The organism is Hymenobacter cyanobacteriorum (genome assembly GCF_022631375.1).
GTDB classification, from domain to species: Bacteria; Bacteroidota; Bacteroidia; order Cytophagales; family Hymenobacteraceae; genus Hymenobacter; species Hymenobacter cyanobacteriorum.
Map to the genome: position 1 here is coordinate 342,128 of NZ_JALBGC010000002.1, position 19,960 is coordinate 362,087.

The following is a 19,960-nucleotide window of genomic DNA, read 5'->3' on the forward strand; positions in this document are numbered from 1 at the left end:
TCACATCTACACATCCTACCCATGTCCATCGCCGAAAACATCCAACGCATCAATGCCGAACTGGCCGGCACCAAAGCCCGCCTGTGCGTCGTCACCAAAACCCACCCCGTCGAGCGCCTGCAGGAAGCGTATGAGGCCGGCGCGCGCTGCTTTGGCGAGAACCGGCCACAGGAAATGGCTGCCAAGCACCCCGAGCTGCCCGCCGACGTGGAGTGGCACCTCATCGGCCAGCTGCAAACCAACAAGGTGAAGCTGCTGGCGCCCTTTGTGAACACCATCCAGAGCATCGACAGCCTGAAATTGCTGCGCGAAATCAACAAGCACGCCGCCGCCCACCGCCGCGTCATCAACGGCCTGCTGCAATTTCACATCGCGCAGGAGGAGAGCAAATCGGGCCTCACGCTGGCCGAGGCCGAGGAAATCCTGGATTCGCCCGAGCTTCCCGACCTTTCGCACGTGCGCCTCACCGGCGTGATGGGCGTGGCCACCTTCACTTCCGACCGCGACCAGCTGCGCCGCGAGTTCCAGCGCCTGCACGGCTACTTCGACCACCTCAAGGCCAAGTATTTCGCCGAGTCGCCCGCCTTCCAGGATATCTCGATGGGCATGAGCGGCGACTACCAGCTGGCCGTGGCCGAAGGCAGCACGCTGGTGCGGGTGGGCAGCGCCATTTTTGGGAGTAGGGGGTAGGCTCGTCCGCGCTCTGCGAACCTCTGCGCCCTCTTCTGCGCCCTCTGCGGTAACCGCTTTCAGAACAGCCCCGGAAGCGCAACGGTAGAAATTCGCCTATCTTCCGTCCCTAAATTCCCACCATGCCTGCCACCACCGCGTCTTCGTTGCCCCCGCCGGCCATTGTGGCCAACCAGCACATCTACGACGACTATTTCGAGGAGGAATTCACCCGCACGGTGGACGAAAACATCCTCCAGCTGCTCGACCGTGTGTGGTTTCGCTCCGAGCTGGTGGGCTTCGAAAACTTTCCGCAGCGCAACAACCCCGACCGGCCGCTGATTTTCGCCAGCAACCACTCCGGCATGGCCTTCCCCTGGGATGCCATTGTGGCCCTGTCGCACCTGTTTCGCTACCTGCCCAAGCACGAGTCGCTGCGCGACCTGCCGCGCCCGCTCTCGGCCCCGCTGCTCTCGCAAACGGCCCTGATGAACCCCTACCTGGTAAAAGACTTCTGGAAAAAATGCGGCTGCGTGGATGCCACGACGCTGAATTTCGAAACCATGATGTACTACCAGGACCACAACCTGATGCTGTATCCCGAGGGCGTGCCCGGCATTGGCAAAGGGTTCAACCGCAAGTACGAGCTGCAGCGCCTGGCTACCAGCATGGTGCGTCTGGCTCTGCAGCACGGCACCGACATCGTGCCCTTCTACACCATTAATGCCGAATACCTCAACCCCTACGCCTACAGCTGGGACTGGATTAACAACCTGACCAAGAAAATTGGCATCCCGTTTCTACCGCTCACGCTGTTGCTGTTGCTGGTTTTGGTGCAGCCCTGGGCCTTTTACCTGGCTTTTCCGGCTAAGCTCGTCTTCGTGATGGGCACCCGCATCCGCCCCGCCGACCTCACCGATAAAACCGTTGATGAACTGAGCCGCGAAGAATACCTGGCCCTGAGCGAGCAAATCCGCCGGCAGATGCAGGGCGAAATGGACGCCGCCGTGGCTGCCCACGGCCAGCAGCCCTACCGCTGGGGCGAGCTCTGGCAGCGCATCAAGGAAAACCGCCGCTTCTTCCCGTTCTTCCTGCCCTTCGCTTGGCCGGCGGTGTTCACCGAGTTTGAGCGCCTCTACGTGAAGGAGGGCCGCCGCAACTTCCGCATGCAGCTCGACAAGCCCGGCGCCTGGCTGCGCATGCTCTGGCGCAACCCCATAACCCTGGCCTACTTCATCCCGTTGCTAGGCTGGATTCCGCTGGCCATCAAAGGCTACAAAGGCAATAAGCTGGGCCAAAAGCAGAAGGCTTACCGAAGTAGCTAGGTTTGGTTGACAACAGATTGAAAGCACGTCATGCAGAGCGCAGCGAAGCATCTCGCGTGGGGTAGTAATCAAAACTGTTGAACCGAAGGTCGGCGTAGCCAACGATTGAATTAGTGGCAGCACGCGAGATGCTTCGCTGCGCTCTGCATGACGTTCTGGTTGCCCACACCCGCCGCGCATCCTGCGCACCCCACACTCTCCCTCCCAAATCCCACCCGCATGCCCTCGTTCCAACACCTGCTGCTCAAGCAGTTTCTCGTCGCGGCGGCGGTGCCGCTGGCCCGGCGCAAGCCCAGCGTGGGTGCCATTCGCCTGGCAATGGAGGCTGGGGCCCTCTTCCAGTTCATGCCCTGGAAGGTAAATCTGGAGAGTTTTCAGCTCGATAACCGGCTCGAAGCTGAGTGGCTGCGGCCGCGCACGGCGCACCCCACGCGCGTACTACTTTACCTGCACGGTGGTGGCTACGTACTGGGCTCGCTCAATACCCACCGCAGCCTGGTGGGCAGCCTGGCCCAGCGCACAGGCCTCAACGTGCTCACCATCAACTACCGCAAAGCGCCCGACCACCCGTTCCCAGCTGCGCTCGACGATGCCCGGCGGGCCTACCGCTGGCTGCTGCGCCAGGGCCACCAGCCGCACGACATTGTGGTGGGCGGCGACTCGGCCGGTGGTGGCCTGGCCCTCGCGCTGCTGCTGGCCCTGCGCGATGCCGGCGAACCGCTGCCCGCCGCTGGCGTCGGCCTCTCGCCCTGGACCGACCTGAACCTGCCCACCGCCGCTCTGCGCCGCATCTGCCGCGAAGAAGGCCTCCTGCTCGAAGCCCTGCAAATGCGCACCTGGGGCCCGCTCTACGCGCACAAGACGCCGCTTACGCACCCCTTGCTTTCGCCCGCGCAGGCCGATTTGCACGGCCTGCCGCCGCTGCTCATCCAGATTTCGACGGCCGAAGTGCTTTACGATGATGTGCTGAAGTTTGCCGACAAAGCCCGCGCTGCCGGCGTGCCCGTGGTGGTGCAGCCCTTCGAAGGACTGGTGCATTGGTGGCATCTGTTCTGGCGCGTGGTGCCCGAAGCCCGCCAGGCCCTCGACCAGGTGGCCGAATTTCTGGTTGATACCTGGGCCGCGCAGGAGGTGCCGGTGGTGCAGCTGCCCGTGGTGCCGCGTCGTGTGACCGCCCGCCGCCGGGCCGCGTAGGCTGGCATTGAACCGGTTGCGCGGAGCTACTGCCAAAGCCGAATATTCACGAAATCGAAAAAATAAATTCTCTTTTTGCTGATTTTCGGCCACTTTTGACAAAATCCGGCGTACACGGCCCAACTATGTTGTGAAGCCTTCGTAGGTTTGCAGCATAATTTAGTCGGCTTGCATACTACTTTGGTTTGATAACCGGCTTTTAATCAATAAATTCCCTTCTTCACCTTCACCAAAAACTGTTTCGTCGTCATGGAAGATTTGTTTAAGAAGTTCGTAAATGCTGGCGTTGGCTACATTGCCCAAGGCAGCAAATCGGTTCAAAGCACCATCGACAAGCTGGTGAAGGACAACAAGATGACCCAGGCCGAGGGCAAGAAAATCGTGGACGACCTGCTGAAAAGCGGTGAAACCAAGCGCGCCGAGCTCGAAAAGCAGTTCCAGGGCATCGTGGAGCGCGCCAAAAGCACCGTGGGCCTCGGCGACGACAAGCCCGCCAAAGGCAAAGCCGGCGCTAAAAAGCCCGCTGCCAAAGCTGCCGCCAAACCCGCAGCTAAAGCATCGAGCGTAGTGAGCGCCGCCCGCAGCACCGCCAACCAGGCCGCCAGCCGCGCCGCCGGGGCTGTAAAAACGGTAGCCGACCGCGTGAGCGCCGCCGCCGGCACCGCCCAGAAATCGACCGCCGCCATGGCTGGCGCAGCCAATTCGGCCGCAAAAGCTCCTGCCAAGCCCGCCGCAAAACCAGCTGCCAAGGCTGCTGCAAAACCGGCTGCCACGGCCGCCAAAGCGCCCGCCAAAGCGGCTGCTAAGCCTGCTGCCAAACCAGCCGCGAAGCCCGCCGCAAAAGCCGCCGCCAAACCCGCGGCTACCGCTGCCGCACCGGCTTCGGGCAGCGGCGAGAGCAACTCGTAGTAATCTGTCCGATAGTGTAAAACCCCGTTTGCGGTACGCAGGCGGGGTTTTTCGGTATAAATACGCGCTCCAGGGCGCACCAGCTGCCGTAGGATGCCGGGCTAAGTCTGCGAAATCAGTTTAATCTGCGTAAATCTGCGGTTCTAATCTGCGGTTGATGTTTAAAAATACGATTTCCAATCTGGCCCGCATCCGGCAGGTGGCCGAGGTGCTGCTACGCTACGGCTTCGAGGATGTGGTGACGACTACGCCACTGCGTCGCCTTATCAGCCAGAGCCGACGGCTGAGCTGGCAGCGGGCTGACCGCCAGGTGTTCGAAACCACGCGCTGGGAGCGGGTGCGCCTGATTATCGAGGAACTCGGCCCTACGTTCATCAAGCTGGCCCAGGCCATGAGCAACCGGGCCGATTTGCTGCCCGAGGCGCTGATTGACGAGTTTGAGAAACTGCAAAGCAACGTGCCGCCGTTCGATACGGCCGTGGCCCGCCAGATTATCGAGGAGGAGCTGGGCCGGCCGATTTCGGAGGTCTTCAGCGAGTTTGATGACGTGACGCTGGGTTCGGCCAGCATCGGGCAGGTGCACCGGGCGCGGCTGCTGACGGGCGAGGAAGTGGTGGTGAAGGTGCAGCGCCCCGGCGTGCAACAGAAGGTAAAATCGGACCTCGCCCTACTGCACGAGCTGGTGCGCCTCACGGCGGGTTTCCTGCAAAAGCAGGGCCTAGCCAACCCGCAGGACATCGTGGACGCCTTCGAGCGCAGCATGAGCAAAGAGCTGGATTACACGGCGGAGGCGCGCTCGATGGAGCAGTTTCGCAAGCTCTACGAAGACTACACGACGTTTTACGTGCCCAAGCCCTACCGCGAGCTGAGCACGGCGCGCATTCTGGTGATTGAGTTCGTGAGCGGCTGCAAGATTACCGACAAGGCGCAATTGCAGGAGTGGGACCTGAGCCCGGCCACGGTGGCCGAAAACGGCATGGACATTTACCTGACGCAGATTTTTGAGTTCGGGGTGTTCCACGCCGACCCGCACCCGGGCAATGTGCTGGTGCGCCCCGATGGCACCATCGTACTCATCGATTTCGGCATGGTGGGACGCCTCACCAAGCAGCAGAAATACGCCTTTGCGGGCGTATTCATCGGCATGGCGCGGCAGGATGCGCGCAGCATGGCGTTGAATTTCAGGCGGCTGGCCCTCACGGCCGAAATTCCCGACATGCGCGCCTTCGAGTCGGACCTCAGCCAGCTGATTGAGGATTTCGCGATGCTCGATGTGAAGGAGATGAGTATGAGCGACCTGGCCGACGCGCTCCAGGGCATCATCTACACCTACAAGCTGCAGGTGCCTGGGGCGGTGTTCCTCATCCTGCGGGCGCTGGTTATTCTGGAGGGCATCGGTAAGGTGCTGCACCCGAATTTCAATACGTTCGAATTTGTGCGGCCCTACGGCGCGAAGATTATCCGGGAACAATACTCCCGCGAAAACCTGCTGACGGAAGCCGAATACACGGGCACCCAGCTGCTGGCGCTGCTGCAGACGCTGCCCGCCGACGTGCGCCAGATTGTGCGCAAAATCAGCAAGGGCGAGCTGCGGCTGAAATTCGATTTGGTGGGTTACACCACGCTGCTGCGCAAAGCCGACCAACTCGTGAGCCGCACCATTCTGGCGCTGCTGAGTGTGGGCGGGCTGCTGTTTTCGGGCCTCACGCTGCTGGGCCGCTATTCGCCCGACATGCCCTACCACCGCGGTGTGCCCGAAATAACGTGGTGGAGCCTGGGCGCGACGGGCTTCCTGCTGCTGGTCTTGCTGCTGCTGGGCACACGGCGGCGCGAGAAGTCGTAGCGCAAGGTTGCGCGAGGTGAGAAGAGGTTTCGCGAAGTTTTCTTGTCCTTCCATCCAACCTTGCGAAACCTCTCTTCACCTCGCGCAACCTTGCGCTGCTGAATATTGGACAAAACACTTGGCAACCGCCCCACTTAAGCGCGACCTTTGCGGACGCCGGGCCGTATTCTCGCCCGCCCGTTGGGATGTCTCGTTCGCTGTCCGCTTGTCTGGTTTGGGCCTTTTTTTGGATTTTGCTGGGAGCGCTGCCGCATTGTGTGGTGGCTCAAACATCCCCGGCCGGCCCGCCCGTGCTGCGTGAGGCCAGCCTGCGCACCGATACCGCCACCTACCTGCTCAGCCGCAACACCGTGGCGCAGGCCGGCGGCCCGGCGCTGTATTTCTGGTACCGGCGCGACGATGAAACTGCCGAGTTGCGCCTGTACCCGGCCGCCGTGGCCCCCAACCGCCCGCTGCGTCTGCGCCGCAGCCCCGACTACCAGCTGCTCGATTCGCTGAGCAAGGAAGCCGACGGCAGCTTCCGCACCCGCCTCAAATTCCAGAACCTGACCAGCAGCCGCTTCCTGCGCCTGGTGGTGGAGCAGGCGGCCGACTCGGTGGGCAAGGCTCCGCTGCGGCAGGTGGTGCCGTTGCTGCCGCTGGCCCGCACCTCGGTGGATTTGCGCGTGAACGACAACGAACTGTTTGTGGGCGAGGAAAAGGTGCTGGAGCTCACCAGTTCGAATGCCCGCAACGTACACGCCACCGGCGAGTGGGTGCGCGGCGCCGATTTCGACTACCGCCTCGTGGCCGATGCCAACGGCGTATTGCGTCTGCACATACTGCCCAACCAGCTGGGCCCCCGCACGCTGGCCCTGAAACTGCAAACCGAGCGCCCCACGCTGGGGCCCGGCGGCCACTTGAGCTACCAGCTGCCGGTGCTGCGCCAGGAATTCAACGTGAAAGCCAGTCGCTTGCGTTTTCTCTCGCCCGACAAGCGCAGCGTGACGATGGACGAGGCCAGCCGCCGCAAAGGCGTGGAGCTGATTCTGGACAACGGCCGCAGCTTTGAGCTGCGCCGCACCTACCGCATCGAGGACCAGGAGGAGCCCGGCGGCGAGCTCATTGCCGACCTGTTCATCCGGCAGTTTCTGAGCAACGACCGGGTGCTGTGCTTCCTGCGGCCCTACAACACGCACCGCCAGACCGAAGGCTACCTCTACATCAAGGAGGCCGACGTGGCCCGCTACCTCACCAACCTCGACATCACGCCGCAGGCCACCATCCGCAACGTGCAGGTGCTGCACCGCGGCGGCGACTGGACGCCCGGCCTGAGCGTGAGCCCCGGCGAAACCGTGGACGTGCGCCTCGAAGGCGAGGGCCTGCAAAAAGCGCGCATCTCGTTCGAGGATTTGCCGGTGATTCCGTCCGATTCCTCGGTGCGTACCGATGCGCGACTGGTGTACCGGGTGCGCGTGCCGGTGAGCTTCGACAAGCGCAAGAGCACGATTTTCAACGCCGGCCAGCCCACCGGTTACGCCCTGAGCGTGCGCGAATACCAGCGGCCGCACTCGCTCGATTTCGTGTCGGTGGTGTACGGCGACGGGGCCCGGCCCATTACTCGTCTCAACGGTCCGATTCTGTACGACGGCACCATCCGCGACGTCGTGTTCCAGTTCAACCCCAACGCCATCGACGGCAACGAGCAGCTCTACGGCAAGCAGTATCTGAGCTTCGAAATCCGCACGCTCAATAGCAAAGGCGATTTGGTGGAGCAGCGCAGCGTCGATAACGTCGTCATCTGCCCCGGCGACCAGTCGGCCCGCGCCGCCTTCTACCAGGACAAGCAGTGCCGCACCGACCCGCTGAGCCTCAACTCGCTGCTGGGCCGCAAAACCTACGACCTCGACGAGTGGAGCCGTATTATCGTGACGGTGAAGCATCAAAGCAGCCAGTACGCCGACCCCGGCTACACCCAAACTGTAGAGCTGGTGCTCAAGCGCCGCTACAAGTTCGACATCGACGTGAGCTTCCCCGCCGGCCTGCTCACCCGCAAACAGGGCGACGACGGCTACGGCGACCTGGGAGGTATTTCGCTGGCCACACTGGCACAGTTCAGCTTTTATAGCCCCAATAAAATCAACCGCCTGCGCCCGTATAAAATCGGCGCGGGCTTCGTGGCCCTCAACGCCTTCAACCTGGGCAGCAGCAGTACCGGCCGCGACCTGGGCGTGGTAATATTGGGCTCGGTGTACCCCACGCGGCGCGAAGCCAAATTTACGTTTCCGCTCTATCTGGGCGGCGGCTTTTTGCTGGGCGTGCGGAAGTGGTTTTACATGGTGGGGCCGGGCATTGGGGTTCGCCTGTAGCGCAAGGTTTCGCGAGGTTAAAAGAGGTTTCGCGAGGTTTTCCTCTTGCGGCTTATGCTTTTGTGAGGCAGGCTTTTTACAAACCGTTAACAAGCCGAATAATGTGGTCGCGTAGGGACGATACATTGAAATTGATGAGCAGGCCCAGCTTCAGATGCGACAGATGTAGGTAGTTGAGGAGCTGTTTGCTGTGCATTGGAGCCAGTTCCATTACTGATTTCAGCTCAACGACAACTTTTTGCTCAACCAGCATATCAAGTCGAAAGCCTACTTCCAGCTTGATTCCATCATAGATAACGGGGAGCGCAACTTGCGTTTCGACCAGTAGCCCCAGTTTGCGCAGCTCATGCGTCAGTGCCGCCTCGTAAACCGATTCATAAAGACCGGGCCCCAATGCCGTATGCACCTTAAAAGCTGACCGCATGATGTGCCCAGCAATTTCGTTCTCGTGCATACAAAAGGTAGTTGAAGGGGGGACGTGAACGGGGTAGAAATAAGCAAAAGCAAATTAAGACAGCGAGAAAGCATCGACTAAAAAAAAGAGGTTTCGCAAGCATGAAACCTTGCGAAACCTCTTTTAACCTTGCGAGACCTTGCGCTATTGCAGCTTCATATCCGCAATAATCGCCTTGATTTTCTCGTGGCCCAGGCGCTGCGCCAAATCAAAATCCACCACCGATTTCAGCGGTTGCTTTACGCTGAAATAGAACTTGATTTTGGGCTCGGTGCCGCTGGGGCGGGCCGAAATCTTGCTGCCGTCTTCGGTGAGGAACTGGAGCACGTTGGAGCTTTCCACGCCTGTTTCAGTGGTGAGGCCGGTGGCTAGGTCGTGGATTTTGCCGGTTTTGTAGTCCCGGATTTCCACCACTTTCAGGCCTGCGATGTGCTGGGGCGGGTTGGCGCGCAGGGCGGCCATCATCTCCTGAATTTCCTCAGCCCCGCGCTGGCCTTTTTTGGTGAGGGAAATCAAATCCTCCACGTAAAGGCCGTACTGGGCGTACATCTCCACCATTTCCTGGTAGAGGGTGCGGCCCCGGTCTTTAGCCACGGCGGCCATTTCGGCCACCAGCGCGCAGGCCGAGATGGCGTCCTTGTCGCGCACAAAATCGCCGATGAGGAAGCCGTAGCTTTCCTCGCCGCCGCCGATGTATTTTTCTTGTCCTTCGAGGTCGCGGATGAGGCCGGCGATGTACTTGAAGCCGGTGAGTGTACGGTAGCTCTTCACCTGGTAGTGGCGGGCAATGTCGCCGAGGATTTCGCTGGTCACGATGGTGTACACGATGAAATCCTGCGGAGTGCTTTGGCCGGCACGGTGGCGGGCCGATAGCAGGTAGTTGGTGAGCACGGCGGCCGTCTGGTTACCGTTGAGCAGCACCCATTCGCCCTGGTCGTTTTTCACGCCCACGCCCACGCGGTCGGCGTCGGGGTCGGTGGCGAGTACGATGTCGGCGTTGGTGGCTTTGGCCTGGTCGAGAGCCAGCTGCATGGCGCTTTTCTCCTCGGGGTTGGGCGACTGCACGGTGGGAAAGTTGCCGTCGGGCGTGGCCTGGGCCTGCACCACGTTCACGTTGGTGAAGCCGAACTCGCGCAGCAGGCCCGGCACCAGCGTGATGCCCGAGCCGTGGATGGGCGTGTACACGATGTTCAAATCGTGCTGGCGCTGAATGGCGGCGGGGTCGATGCTGAGCTTTTTGGCGGCAGCGAAATACTTCGTGTCAACATCCGCCCCGATTTTGATGATTTTCGACGGGTCGGCTTCAAACTTCACCTCGCTGGGGCTGGTGATTTTGTTGACTTCGATGATGATGTTGGCATCGTGCGGGGCCACTACCTGCGAGCCGTCGTTCCAGTACACCTTGTAGCCGTTGTACTCCTTGGGGTTGTGCGAGGCGGTAATCACGCAGCCGCTCTGGCAGCCCAGCTCGCGGATGGCAAACGACAGCTCGGGCGTGGGCCGCAGGCTTTCGAACAGGTAAACGGTGATGCCGTTAGCCGAGAAAATGCCGGCTGCTATTTCGGCAAACTCCGTGCTGTTGTTGCGCGAGTCGTGGGCAATGGCCACTTTAATTTCCTGGTTGGGAAAGCTCTGCAACAGGTAGTTGCACAAGCCCTGGGTGGCCATGCCCAGCGTATAGCGGTTCATGCGGTTGCTGCCCGGCCCCATGATGCCGCGCAGGCCGCCGGTACCAAACTCCAGGGTGCGGTAGAAGGCGTCGGTGAGGGAATCTTCCTGGCCGCCGGCCTGCATATCGCGGATGGCCTGCTGGGTCTGGGCATCGTAGGCCGGCGTGAGCCAGGAATCGATGTTGCGCTGAATTTCGGGAGTAATGGGCATGAGCGGAGGCGGAGGTTAAGGTGCGGTCAGAAGCGAAACGGCCGCAAAGGAAAGAGGTTGGCCGGAAAGTTCGGGAAGAGAGTCGGTGAATACTCATTCTGTCATCCTGAGCGCAGCGAAGGACCTTATCACGCAAGCACAAGTCGTTTCAATGTGAGAAGGTCCTTCGCTGCGCTCAGGATGACAGGTGGCCCACTGTTTCACCGCACCAACCAGCGTCGTAAATCCAGTCGGTACAGGCGCTGCTTTACCAACGCAATGTGCTTCACCAGTCGCTCGTTCGAAATAAACACCCGCGCCGGACCCACAAAGCACAGCCCCTCTACCTGCCCGATGCGCAGCGCCCCCGGCAGCCGCAACCGCCGCGCCCGACCCGCCAGATAATTATTACCCTCGAAATCGGTGAGCACCCACAGGAACACGCGGCCGGTTTTGGTGTAGCCCAGCAGCGCCGCCGTGCGCCCGTCGGGGCTGAGCGACGCGGCTGTGACCAGCCCTTGTGCATCCAGCATTTCGTGCGGGCGGGCTACGTAGCGGCCGGGCTGGGTGGGCAGCGTGTAGTGGCGCGTGTGCCCGTCGGCCCAGCGCTTCGAGAACAGGTGCAGCGAGTCGTGGGCCACGAAAAAGGCTTCGCAGTCGAAGTTGTGGCGGTAAGTGCCGGGCTCAAAATCCGTTTGCTCAGGGTAGGCAAAAGCAATTTCCTCAGCCGTGGCCGTGGTATCGGTGGGGGTCGGGCGGGGCAGGCGCAGCACGCGCAAATTGCGCCGCCGGCCGGCGTTGTTGCCGAAGTCGCCGATGTAGAAGTAGCGGCTGTCGGCGGCCAGTTCTTCCCAGTCGGTATTCGGGAAGTTCACAATGCGCACCCGTTGCACCACGCGCCCGCTGGCGGTATCAACCCGGAAAATGGCGGGCGGGTTGTCGCCGTCGTTCAGCGTCCAGAGTGCGCCGTTGGTATAGAGCAGGGCCGAGGTTTCGGGCACGGCCGCATCAAGCCGGGCTTGGCGTTTGGGGTGGGCGCGAGTGGGTTTGGCCGGCTCCACGCGCTGGGCGCGGGCGGACGGCGCGGCGGTGAGCAGCAGCAGAAGCCCAAGCAGCAACGAGATTCTGAGCATCGAAATAAAAGAAACAGGAGTCGATAGAAAAAAGAACGTCATGCTGAGCGTAGTCGAAGCATCTCGCGTGGAGCAGTAACTCAATCGGTGAAAAAGAGAATTACTACCACACGCGAGATGCTTCGACTACGCTCAGCATGACGTTCTGTTCAGGCAATGCGCAGTCGAAGCCGCGTCAGCCTACAAATTGCCACGCAGCGCCTGCTCGCGCTCGATGCTCTCGAACAGTGCTTTGAAATTGCCCTTGCCGAAGCTCTTGGCGCCTTTGCGCTGGATGATTTCGTAGAACACCGTGGGCCGGTCTTCCACGGGCTTGGTGAAAATCTGGAGCAGGTAGCCTTCCTCGTCGCGGTCGACGAGCAGGTTCAGCGCCTTCAGCGATTCCAGGTCCTCGTCAATCGCGCCGATGCGCTCCAGCAGGTCTTCGTAGTAGGCGCCAGGCACGCTCAGGAACTCCACGCCGCGGCGGCGCAACTCGGTTACGGTGCTGCGGATGTCGTTGGTGGCGATGGCGATGTGTTGCACGCCGGGCGAGTGGTAATAGTCGAGATATTCTTCAATCTGCGACTTCTTTTTGCCTTCAGCGGGCTCGTTGATGGGGAATTTCACGTAGCCGTTGCCATTCGAAACCACCTTGCTCATCAGGGCCGAATACTCGGTCGAAATGTCCTCGTCATCGAAGGTGAGCAGCAATTTGAAGCCCATTACGTCCTCGTAAAACTTCACCCACTGGTTCATTTCGCCCCAGCCCACGTTGCCCACGCAGTGGTCGACGTGCAGCAGACCCACCGGCGCGCCCTGCGGCACGAGGCTGGTTTTGGCCACGTAGCCGGGCATGAACGGGCCGGTGTAATTGGTGCGCTCCACGAAGGTGTGGATGCTTTCGCCGTAGGTGTAGATGCCCGACATCGTGACGGAGCCGTGCTCATCCTCAATGGTGTAGGGCTCAAAGGCCGACTTGGCGCCGCGTTTGGTGGTTTCTTCCCACGATTTGCGGGCATCGTCAACCCACAGGGCCATCACCTTCACACCGTCGCCGTGATGGGCCACGTGTTTGGTGATTTCCGAGTCGGGCAGGAGGGAGGTGGTGAGCACGAGGCGGATTTTTCCCTGCTGCAATACGTAGCTGGCGCGGTCGCGCAGGCCGGTTTCGGGGCCGGCGTAGGCCACCAGCTCGTAGCCGAAGGCGGCCTGGTAGTAGTAGGCCGACTGTTTGGCGTTGCCGACGTAGAATTCGACAAAGTCGGTGCCTTTGAGGGGGAGGAAGTCCTGGGCGGGCTGGGCCAGCACTTCGGGCGAGGTCATGGTTTGCATAAGCGTCAGTAAGAAGGAGCTAAGGGGTGGGAGTTGTGGCGGTAAAAATACGGGCGCGGGCCGGTTTGGGCTGGCATCGGGCGGCTGGCCGGGCCCGTTCGTTTCTGAAACGGCGGGTAATTGGCAAATCATTCCCATTTTTGTAGCCAATCATCTGCCTTAGCGCCCCATGAATACCGAAGAACTGAACCGCGCCCTCGTGGCCCTGATTGAAAAAAAGGCCGAGCTGCACACCCTCAAGTACGACGACGCCCGCTACGACGACGTGGAAGAGGCCCTGCACGACCTCGAAGACGACTTCAACGACGAGTACGGCGACTTCCTCGAAACCGCGCTCGACAAAGTGCACACCGACCTGAAATCGGATACCGACGTGCTGCTGCCCACCGCCTACCTGCCCAGCACGCCCGGCTCCACGCCTTCGCCCAAGGAAGGCGTGTGGGTTGATTCGGAAAAATATCCCGGCAAAGAAGCCCGCATCACGCTCATTCCCAATCCCGTCCGCATCATGCTCACGGTAGGTAAGCAGGTACAGCAGGAGCTCTGGAAAGCGTAAGGAAAGGTTGAGTTTTGAGGGTTGAATGTTGAGTTTGCACTGAAACCAAATCGCATGAATAACTCAACATTCAGCCCTCAAAACTCAAAATTCCTTTACCGCCTCGCCGAGCCCGCCGACTGGCAGCACGCCCAGCAAACCGGCTTTTTCGCCAGCGCCGACCTCGCGGCCGAGGGATTCATCCATTCCTCCGAAGTACACCAGATTCTCGAAACGGCCCGCCGGTACTATGCCAGGCGGGCCGATTTGGTTTTGCTGGAATGGGACGAGGCCGCACTGGCTGCCGCCGGCGTGCGCGTGGAGCGCGAGTGGGTACCCAGTCGTGAGCAGCATTTCGCGCACGTGTTCGGGCCGGTACCGCTGGCGGCGGTGCGCCGCGTGTGGCCGTTTGGGATGGATGCGGCAGGGGAATTTCAGTTGCCGCCGGAGTTGCGGGATGGGGCGGGATAACGCCATTTTGGTGAGTTCGGATATTATCTGATGAGCCGGGTTTTGGCAACAAGCAGCTGCGGGTATATATATACACAATCGTTTGTGTAAGTTTGCCTTTAATCAAGCCAACGTCTGAAATCAGGCCGTTGTTGGCGGCAAGCCCATTCGATGAACATTAAGATTTTCCCGTTTTCGCTTCTGCAAGGGCTGCTGCTGACTCCGCTGGCGTTCAATGCCACAGCCCAAGGGACGCCAGTATCCGCGCCGGCAGCGCTGACTGTGGATTTGGCTAAGCCCACCAAGCCGATGCAGCCGCTGTGGGCTTATTTTGGGTACGACGAGCCCAACTACACGTACATGACCGACGGCCCGAAGCTCCTGAGCGAGCTGGCGGCCTTATGCCCGGTGCCGGTGTACGTGCGGGCCCACAACCTGCTGACGACCGGCGACGGCACAGCCGCTTTGAAATGGGGCTCGACCAACATGTACACCGAGGACAAAAAGGGCCGCCCGGTGTATGACTGGACGATTGCCGACCGCATTTTCGACACCTACGTGAGCCGGGGGATGAAGCCGATTGCGCAGTTCAGCTTCATGCCCGAAGCCCTCTCGACGCACCCCGCGCCTTACCGCCACCACTGGGCGCCCGGCCGGCCCTACGACGAGATTTACACGGGCTGGGCCTACCCGCCCAACGACTACAACAAGTGGGGCGAGCTGGCCTACCAGTGGGTGAAGCATTGCGTGGCCCGCTACGGCGAGGCCGAAGTGAAAACCTGGCGCTGGGAACTCTGGAACGAGCCCAACATCGGCTACTGGCAGGGCACACCCGAGGAATACAACAAGCTCTACGACTACACCGAAGCGGCCGTGCACCGCGCCCTGCCCGCCGCCATGCTGGGCGGCCCCGAAACCACCGGCCCGCGCTGGAATAAGGCCGCCGACTACCTGCGCGGCTTTTTGCAGCACTGCGTGAGCGGCACCAACTACGTGACCGGCAAAACCGGCACCCGGCTCGACTACATTTCCTTCCACGCCAAGGGCGCGCCCAAAGTGGTAGACGGCCACGTGCGCATGAACATGGGCGTGCAGCTCGAAGACGTGGCCGAGGGCTTCAAAATCGTGGCCTCGTTCCCCACGCTGCGGCAGCTGCCCATCATTCTGGGCGAAAACGACCCCGAGGGCTGCGCCGCCTGCGGCGTGCAAACCAACCCCGAAAACGCCTACCGCAACGGCACGATGTACTCGAGCTACACGGCCGCCTCCTACGCCCGCCTCTACGAGCTGGCCGACCAGTACCAGGTGAACCTGGAAGGCGCCGTGAGCTGGTCGTTCGAGTTTGAAAACCAGCCCTGGTTTGCCGGATTCCGCGATTTGGCTACCCACGGCGTCGACAAGCCGGTGCTGAACGTGTTTCGGATGCTGGGAATGATGAGCGGGCAGCGTGTGCCCGTCGTCAACCCCACGGCCCTGACGCTGCCCGACATTTTCGGGCAGGCCCAAACCCAGCGGGCCGATGTGGGCGGCCTGGCCACGGTAGCCCCCGGCGGCCGCTCGGCCACCGTGCTGGTCTGGAACTACCACAACGATGACCTGCCCGCCGCCCCCGCCGACGTGGCCCTCACGCTGCAGGGCATCACGGCCCAGCAGGCGCTGTTGCAGCACTACCGCATCGACCAGGAGCACAGCAATTCCTACGCCGCGTGGCTGGCCATGAGCTCGCCGCAGCAGGTATCGGCGGTCCAGCGCCGCACCCTGGAGCAGGCCGGCCAGCTGGCGCTGCTGACTTCGCCCAGCTGGATAAGCACCAGAAACGGCCAGGCCGTGCTGCATTTTGCCTTGCCGCGCCAGGGCGTGTCGTTGCTGCGCCTCAGCTGGTAAAGCTGGGCATTAGGTAAAATAAGCGGCTGTTGGGTAGATTTAAGCAAGGATTCAGCGCAGCGGCGTGCAACCCCGGCGCGGCCGGCTACATCTTGCGCCTGAAGCCCTTTCCTCCTAAGCTCTGGTTTTATGCTGCCTCTTTACATCCGCCCCCTGCTGCTGCTGGCCCTGGCCGGGCTGGCCACCGCCTGCGCCCCCACCTACCAACTGGGCCTGAAGCCCGCCCAGTCCACCAACCTCTTCGTGGAAGGCCGCGAGCAGGCCCAGGCCTCGGCCGACAGCGTGGAAGTGCGCCTGAGCTTTATTTGCTACGAGGCCAACCGGGTGGTTTTTGAAGCCGAATACCGCAACCCCACCCGGCGCGCGCTGGTCGTCGACCCGGCCGCGTTTCAGTACGAAGCCAGCCGCCGGCCCGCGCCCGCCTATGATTTCAAAGGCCGCCGCCCCAAGCCGCTGCCCGGTACCGAAGTAACGGCCGCCGTGGCCGCCGCCAGCCAGGCCGTGCCGCTGCCGCCACTGCCACCCAAGCCCGTGGCGGCCTTCGACCCCGAGCCTGAAATAACGATGCTGCGCGCCAATGCCGACAAAGAAGCCGCCAAAGCGGCCCGCATCGACTGGTTTGGCATTGCCCTGAGCGCGGCCAGCCTAGCCACCGACGTGGCCAGCATCGGCAAGCGCGAAACCCAGGCGCAGTACCAGAGCCGCGCCAGCATCCGCGACGCGGCCGTTGCCTACAATGTGGTGTCGACCGCCAACAAAGTCGAGCACGCCATTGCCGCCGACGTGCTCCAGCAGCGCGCCGCCCAACTGCAGGAATACGCCCTGCGCAAAGTGACGCTGGAACCCGGCCAGCAGGTGCGTGGCTACCTCTACTTCCCCCGCTACGACGCGGCCGATGCGCTGGTGGTGCGGGCACCCGTGGGCAGCCGCGTGGTGCCGCTGGAATTCGCGCAGGTGCGCCGGCGCACGCAGTAGTTACGCGTGAAGCAGCAGGCGCTTTTGCTACGGCAGTGGCTTTTCAGCAACTGCTTTTTGGGGTTACTTTCGAAACATGAAAAAGCTGCTGCCGCAAATTGGCTTATTGTTTCTGCTGCTCCTGCCGCTGCTCGGGCGGGCGCAGGAAATTCGGATTAGTGGGCGGGTGGTGGACGCAGCGACTAAAAAGCCCGTCGAATTTGTTTCAATGAGCTTGCGCAATGCTGGAACCGGTGCGCTTACAGATATAAATGGCAATTTCCAGCTCGTGGGGTTGAAACCAATGGAGCAGGATTCAGTAATTGCCATGACGCTGAATTATGAGCGTTTTGCGGTAGCCGTGAGTGCAAATAATTGCCATAATCTGGTGCTGGAATTAACTCATCGTAAAATTGATAAATCAAAACCGGCAACGTATGGCTGCTTAGATTGCAGTGGTCCCTATTCGCTAATTTCAGAAAAGGAGCAAATGCACATAAGCCCTGGTGCGCAATACGCTTTTTTTATTCCCAATGAGAAACGTAAGCAGCTCGGTAAGCTACGGGCCGTTTCATTTTATCTTGGTGAAAATGGCTTGCCGAGCATACCGTTTCGACTTAGGATTTATAAGGCTGACGGCGCTGGTCATGCGCCGGGAACAGATTTGCTACACGAAATTATTTTCTTTAAAGCTGCTAAAGACGGCGAATGGTACACCACGGACCTAAGTGCGCATAATATTGCAGCAGCCAAAGAAGGCTTTTTTATTGCGCTGGACTTTGCGGTTCCAGACACTATTATCGCACCTTCAGCGCTAATGGATAACCATACTGCCATCGGCCAGATTATGCGTCCTGATTTTGAATTTAAAAAAAGTATAACGTGGCATTATTTGCCAGAAAAAGGCTGGGTTTTGGCTCCGCTAGCTAATGGAATGCGCCGCTATAATGCCATGGTAAAGGCGGAAGTCGAGGCTGTCGATTAAGGAATACGCGCAGTAATAAAAGCAAACAGGCCACTGCGATACAATCGCAGTGGCCTGTTTGTTGATAGTAGGCATAGGCAAGTAACTTACCCCAATTCCGCCAGTTCCAGCCAGCGCAGCTCCTTCTCCTCCAGCTCCTGATTAAGCACCGACAGCCGTGCGCCCCAGGCGGCAAAATCCTGCGGGCTTCCCGCGCCGCCGTTCAGCTTGGCGGTGATATCCTGCTTCTCGGTTTCCAGCGTCGCCATGGCTTTTTCGAGCTGCTCGTACTCCTTTTTCTCGGCGAAGGTGGCGCGGCGCTTCTGCGGCGACGGGGCTACGGCGGTGCTCACGGGCGCGGGCGCGGCCAACTTGGCGGCAGCGCGGGCGGCTTTGGCGGCCTTTTCCTCTTCGATGAGGGCGGCTTCGGCTTCGCGCTCTTCGAGGTATTCGCGGTAGTCGGTGTAGTTGCCGGGGAAGTTGAGGACGGCCCCGCCGGGCTCAAGCACGAAGAGGTGCTCGGCGAGGTGGTCGAGGAAGTACCGGTCGTGGCTCACGATGAGCAGGCAGCCGGTGAAGTGCAGCAGGAAGTCTTCCAGGATGTTGAGCGTGGCCAGGTCCAGGTCGTTGGTTGGCTCGTCAAGAATGAGGAAGTTGGGGTTTTTGATGAGGACGCGCAGCAGCTGCAGGCGACGCTTTTCGCCGCCGCTCAGCTTGCTCACCAGCGTGTACTGCTGGGCGGGTGGGAACAGGAACAGGTTGAGGAACTGGCTGGCGGTGAGCACATCGCCGTTGGCGAGTTCCACTACTTCGGCCACTTCTTTCACGATGTCGATGACGCGCTGCGAGGGGTCGAATTCCAGCTCGGTCTGGGTGTAGTAGCCGAACACGGTGTTGGTGCCCACGTCGATGGTGCCGGAATCGGGCTGGAGCTTGCCGGTGAGCATGTTGAGCAGCGTGGACTTGCCCGCGCCGTTCGGTCCTACCAGGCCAATCCGGTCCTTCTTTTTGAAGACGTAGCTGAAATTGTCGAGCACCACGTTGTCGCCGAATTTCTTGTTCAGGCCGTCGGCTTCGATGATTTTGCCGCCCTGGCGGGTGGTTTTCACGCTCAGTTCAATCTGCTGCTTGTTGAGGTTGGTGCTGGCTTTTTCCTTGGTGACGTAGAAGGCGTCGATGCGGGCTTTTTGCTTGGTGCCGCGGGCCTGGGGCATGCGGCGCATCCAGTCGAGCTCCTTTTTGAAGAGCTGGCGGGCCTTCTCCACTTCCACGGTTTCGCGCATTTCGCGGTCGGCCTTTTTCTCCACGAAATAGGCGTAGTTGCCCTGGTAGCGGTACATCTGGCCCTTGTCGAGCTCCACGATTTCATTGGCCACTTTGTCGAGAAAGTACCGGTCGTGGGTCACCATCAGCAGGGTGAGGCTGGGCGAGTTCAGGCGGTTTTCGAGCCACTCGATGGTGGCCAGGTCGAGGTGGTTGGTGGGCTCGTCGAGGAGCAGCACGTCGGGCTCTTCGATGAGGACGCGGGCCAGGGCCACGCGCTTGCGCTGCCCGCCCGAGAGCTGGCTCACGTTGCGCGTGAGCAGCTCGCCGAGGATGCCCAGCTTGCCCAGAATCTGCTGCACCTGGGCTTCGTAGTCCCAGGCGTTGAGGGCGTCCATGCGTTCGAGCACGCGCTGGAGGTCGTCGGACTTGTGGTCGGGGTCGTTCACCACGTGCTCGTACTCCTGGATGGCGCGGAGCGTGTCGTTCTGGCTGGCGAAGATGGTTTGCTCCACGCTCAGGCTTTCGTCGAACACGGGCTGCTGGCCCAGATAGGTGACGCGGATGCCCTTGCGGGTGCTCACCAGGCCGGTATCGGGGGCTTCGAGGCCGGCCAGCACGCGCATGAGGGTGGTTTTGCCGGTGCCGTTGATGCCCACAAAGGCCACGCGCTGCCCTTGTTGCAGGCCGAAGTTGAGGTCTTTAAACAGCCAGCGGTCGGCGTAATTCTTCGAGATGTTCTCGGCGGATAACAGGTTCATAGGCCGCAAAGGTACGGCCGGGGCGGGCGGGGTTGAGTGGGGAATTATAGCACCACTAACTTTAAGACACTAGCTTTATTCGCTATTTTCCACAGTAAAA

At 60.9% G+C, this 19,960-nt stretch carries 16 protein-coding genes; 11 read left to right on the top strand and 5 right to left on the bottom strand.

From position 1 onward, the window contains the following. The first annotated feature begins 21 nt into the window (after positions 1-21). From MON38_RS06685 to MON38_RS06710, 6 genes are all read left to right on the top strand, one after another. On the top strand, positions 22-690 hold the full coding sequence (locus tag MON38_RS06685) for a YggS family pyridoxal phosphate-dependent enzyme (protein ID WP_241935382.1): 669 nt from the start codon (positions 22-24) through the stop codon (positions 688-690). 122 nt (positions 691-812) lie between these two features. Next, complete coding sequence (locus MON38_RS06690; protein ID WP_241935383.1) at positions 813-1,994, top strand: lysophospholipid acyltransferase family protein; 1,182 nt, start codon at positions 813-815, stop codon at positions 1,992-1,994. A 219-nt stretch (positions 1,995-2,213) separates the two neighbouring features. Further along, positions 2,214-3,188 carry an alpha/beta hydrolase gene (locus tag MON38_RS06695; RefSeq protein WP_241935384.1) on the top strand — a complete coding sequence of 325 codons (975 nt, stop codon included), beginning with the start codon at positions 2,214-2,216 and terminating at the stop codon, positions 3,186-3,188. Between the two features lie 249 nt (positions 3,189-3,437). Continuing rightward, positions 3,438-4,097 carry a phasin family protein gene (locus MON38_RS06700; RefSeq protein ID WP_241935385.1) on the top strand — a complete coding sequence of 220 codons (660 nt, stop codon included), beginning with the start codon at positions 3,438-3,440 and terminating at the stop codon, positions 4,095-4,097. A gap of 157 nt (positions 4,098-4,254) precedes the next feature. Next, the gene (locus MON38_RS06705) at positions 4,255-5,940 is read left to right on the top strand and encodes an ABC1 kinase family protein (protein WP_241935386.1); all 1,686 of its coding nucleotides are present in this window, start codon (positions 4,255-4,257) and stop codon (positions 5,938-5,940) included. A gap of 260 nt (positions 5,941-6,200) precedes the next feature. Next, positions 6,201-8,288 (top strand): hypothetical protein, encoded by a 2,088-nt coding sequence (locus MON38_RS06710; protein WP_241935387.1) that lies wholly within the window; start codon positions 6,201-6,203, stop codon positions 8,286-8,288. A gap of 76 nt (positions 8,289-8,364) precedes the next feature. Here MON38_RS06710 and MON38_RS06715 read toward each other — a convergent pair whose 3' ends face one another. The 4 genes from MON38_RS06715 to hppD all read right to left on the bottom strand — a co-directional run bounded on the left by MON38_RS06715 (position 8,365) and on the right by hppD (position 13,049). After that, positions 8,365-8,742, bottom strand: a complete 378-nt coding sequence (locus tag MON38_RS06715; protein WP_241935388.1) for a GxxExxY protein — start codon at positions 8,740-8,742, stop codon at positions 8,365-8,367. A 144-nt stretch (positions 8,743-8,886) separates the two neighbouring features. Then, positions 8,887-10,623: a phospho-sugar mutase gene (locus MON38_RS06720; RefSeq protein ID WP_241935389.1), complete on the bottom strand. Its 1,737-nt coding sequence runs from the start codon at positions 10,621-10,623 to the stop codon at positions 8,887-8,889. A 200-nt stretch (positions 10,624-10,823) separates the two neighbouring features. Further along, positions 10,824-11,735, bottom strand: coding sequence for a hypothetical protein (locus MON38_RS06725; RefSeq protein ID WP_241935390.1), 912 nt, complete (start codon positions 11,733-11,735; stop codon positions 10,824-10,826). 180 nt (positions 11,736-11,915) lie between these two features. Then, complete coding sequence (gene hppD / locus MON38_RS06730; RefSeq protein ID WP_241935391.1) at positions 11,916-13,049, bottom strand: 4-hydroxyphenylpyruvate dioxygenase; 1,134 nt, start codon at positions 13,047-13,049, stop codon at positions 11,916-11,918. Between the two features lie 169 nt (positions 13,050-13,218). Between hppD and MON38_RS06735 the strand changes: the two genes are divergently transcribed. From MON38_RS06735 to MON38_RS06755, 5 genes are all read left to right on the top strand, one after another. Further along, positions 13,219-13,605, top strand: coding sequence for a hypothetical protein (locus tag MON38_RS06735; RefSeq protein ID WP_208173554.1), 387 nt, complete (start codon positions 13,219-13,221; stop codon positions 13,603-13,605). Between the two features lie 54 nt (positions 13,606-13,659). Further along, on the top strand, positions 13,660-14,055 hold the full coding sequence (locus tag MON38_RS06740) for a DUF952 domain-containing protein (RefSeq protein WP_241935392.1): 396 nt from the start codon (positions 13,660-13,662) through the stop codon (positions 14,053-14,055). 150 nt (positions 14,056-14,205) lie between these two features. Then, positions 14,206-15,918, top strand: a complete 1,713-nt coding sequence (locus tag MON38_RS06745; RefSeq protein ID WP_241935393.1) for a GH39 family glycosyl hydrolase — start codon at positions 14,206-14,208, stop codon at positions 15,916-15,918. 129 nt (positions 15,919-16,047) lie between these two features. Further along, entirely contained in the window at positions 16,048-16,893 is an 846-nt protein-coding gene (locus tag MON38_RS06750; RefSeq protein ID WP_241935394.1) for a hypothetical protein, read from the top strand. A 76-nt stretch (positions 16,894-16,969) separates the two neighbouring features. Next, positions 16,970-17,857, top strand: coding sequence for a carboxypeptidase-like regulatory domain-containing protein (locus MON38_RS06755; protein ID WP_241935395.1), 888 nt, complete (start codon positions 16,970-16,972; stop codon positions 17,855-17,857). Between the two features lie 86 nt (positions 17,858-17,943). Here the strand turns inward: MON38_RS06755 and MON38_RS06760 are convergent, their stop codons facing one another. Beyond that, positions 17,944-19,860: an ABC-F family ATP-binding cassette domain-containing protein gene (locus tag MON38_RS06760; protein ID WP_241935396.1), complete on the bottom strand. Its 1,917-nt coding sequence runs from the start codon at positions 19,858-19,860 to the stop codon at positions 17,944-17,946. Positions 19,861-19,960: the final 100 nt, after the last annotated feature.